The sequence below is a fragment of the Glutamicibacter sp. BSL13 genome (assembly GCF_052928425.1).
The window spans coordinates 1-2,440 of sequence record NZ_JAVGCZ010000180.1 but is presented as its reverse complement, the minus strand read 5'-3'; the positions used below and the strand labels follow the sequence as shown (position 1 = coordinate 2,440).

At 72.0% G+C, this 2,440-nt stretch carries 2 protein-coding genes; both read right to left on the bottom strand.

Translation table 11 applies throughout. The features are described from left to right. Positions 1–149: 149 nt before the first annotated feature. Positions 150–818 (bottom strand): alpha-ketoglutarate-dependent dioxygenase AlkB family protein, encoded by a 669-nt coding sequence (locus tag RCJ92_RS15570; protein ID WP_446755077.1) that lies wholly within the window; start codon positions 816–818, stop codon positions 150–152. A gap of 71 nt (positions 819–889) precedes the next feature. Beyond that, the coding region (locus RCJ92_RS15565) for a hypothetical protein (RefSeq protein WP_446755076.1) at positions 890–2,440 on the bottom strand (1,551 nt) is incomplete at its 5' end.

The window sequence follows — 2,440 nt, the reverse complement described above, 5'->3', positions numbered from 1 at the left end:
TGGGCATCGACCACGTGCTGGTGCGCGGGGTGGAGCCGGCCGGCCTGGAACGCGTGGAGGCCGGGGATTCTGACCACCTGGGGCTGGTTTCCACCCTGGATGTGTCCGCCCCCTAGCGCCCGAATCCGTTGGCGGCGCGGCGGGCGCGCCTAGCGCAGCCCGGTCTGGCGCAGCGTGATATTGATCCGTCCGCTGCTGATCCCGCACCCGGCCGGGGCGGTGTGCGGGTGGATCTTGGTCACCGCGTGGTAGGCGAAGCGGGCCGGGCCCTGGAAAACGAACAGGTCCCCGGAGGCCAAGCGCAGATCCTGGTACGGCTGGTTGCGGTGCTCGTTGTTGCCCAGCCGGAAGGTGGCGCTGTCCCCGATGGACAGGGACACCACCGGCGCGTTGACCGCCTCCTCCCGGTCCTGGTGCATGCCCATGGTCGCGTTCACGTCGTAGTAGTTCACGATGGCCGCATCCGGGTGGTAATCCCGTGCCTGCCGCGGATCCCCGGTGGCCGCCTGCACCGCGCTGCGGCCCAGATCCACCAGCCACTGCGGCATCGGTGCCACCGGCGCCCCGTTGACGTCATCGGCGGTGCGCGAATAGCGGTTCGGGCTCCAGTGCCAGCCCAGGCAGACGGTCTGCACGCTCATCGGGTGCCCGGCAACCACCGTTGAGTGCGGCGGCACCGGGCCCTGGCCCCATTCGAAGAAGCGCTGGGTGATCCACTGCTGCGCGGCCGGCCTTAGCCACCCGGGCAGGTGGTGTGCCCCGGGCCGGGGACTGTGCGGGTGCCGCGGCAGGGCACTGTCGTCAAAGAGCGCGTCCATGCCTCCACCCTGCCCGCTGCCACCCCGCCCGGGCAAGCCGCGGCCCCGGGCCGGCGCCCTGCTGCCCGGGGCTACTGCCCCAGCTGTTCGGCCAGGCGCCGTTCGGTGGCGGCCCGAGCGTTTTGACCCAGCGCGTCCAGCGAATCGGCCAGCCGGTGACGCAGAGTCTGCTCGGCACCGGGTTCACCGATCTCGCGTTCCAGGCTTTGTTCGAAGAGCATCACCGCCTCCTGGTGGCGCTCGTCCAGGGCCAGGTAGCTGGCCGCGGCCCCGATCGCCTGGGCGGCCGAGGATTCCTGCCCCAGGTCCTCGAAGTGGTTGGCGGCCTGCAGCATCAGGCTCACCGCCTGGGCGAAGTCCTGCTCCCCGCCGGCGTACTGGGCGTGGCGCACCAGGATCTGGGCGAGCAGCGCCTCCTGCCGGTGTTCGGCGGCCAGCTCGGCGGCCTGGCGGTAGCTTTGCTCCGCGGCGCCGGTGCCGGCGGCCTCCTGCACCGCGGCCTGCAGCATCAGCACGTTCAGCAGCACGGCGATCCCGTGTTCCTCGCTCAGCGACTGGGCCAGGGCGACCAGCCGCGTGCTCAGCTGCTCGGCCTGCTCGTGCTCCCCGAACATCAGATGCGCGTTGGCCAGCTGCTCCCCGGCCTGCAGTTCGCGCAGCCCCTCACCGGTGGCGGCGAAGATCGCCAGCGCCTGCCGCCAGTGCCCGGCCGCTTCCGGCAGCTGCTCGCTCATCGCGTAGCCCTGGGCCAGCAGGTCGTGCACCTCCCCCAGTTCCCGCTCGCCGAGCACCTGGTGCCCGTTTTCCAGGGCCTGCTGCAGGTAGTCGATCGCCTCATAGGGTTCCTCGGCCTGCACGTGCAGCTGGGCCAGGCGGAAGAGGAACGCGAAGCGCTGCGGGTCCTCGGCCCGGGTGGCCTGCCCCAGCCCCAGGCGCAGCCGCTCCCGGGCGGCCTCCGGCTCCCCCAGCTCCAGCAGCAGTTCGGCGCTGAAGTCCGCGGCGCTGATCGCCCGCTGCCGGTCCGTGTAGCCCAGGAAGACCTCCAGGGCGGCGTCGGTGTACTCCAGCGCCAGTTGGGCCTGGCCGTCCCCGGAGGCCAGCTGCCCCATGAAGTTGCGCACCTGGGCCAGCGAGTTCGCGGTGGGGTTGTATTTGCGCCAGGCGCGGATCAGCGGCTCCAGTTCCTGCGGTTCGGCCTCCGCCGAGGCCAGGATGATGCGGATGGAGTACAGGTTGTGCAGCAGCGCGTCGCGCACGTCGTCGGCCGGCATCCGCGCGATCAGCTCCAGCGCCGCCCGGTGCGTGGTCCCGGCCAGGGTGGCGGCCTGCTCGAAATCGTCGTGGCGCATCAGCGCGTGGGCCAGCCAGGTGCCGGTGTACACCCTGACCAGCCGGTCCGGGCTGCCGGCGGCGTGCAGCCGGGCCAGGGCGTGCAGTTGTTCGGTGGACCCGTCCACATGCAGTTCCAGTCCCTCGCCCTCCAGCAGCTGGGCCAGGGCCCGGTGCCCGGCCGCGCCCAGGGCCCGGCAGTAGGCGTCCAGGTGTTCGCGGGCGCTGACCTCGTTGCCCGAACCCAGTTCCAGGACCATCAGCAGCTGGTGCAGCCCGGCGGCCACGTCGGC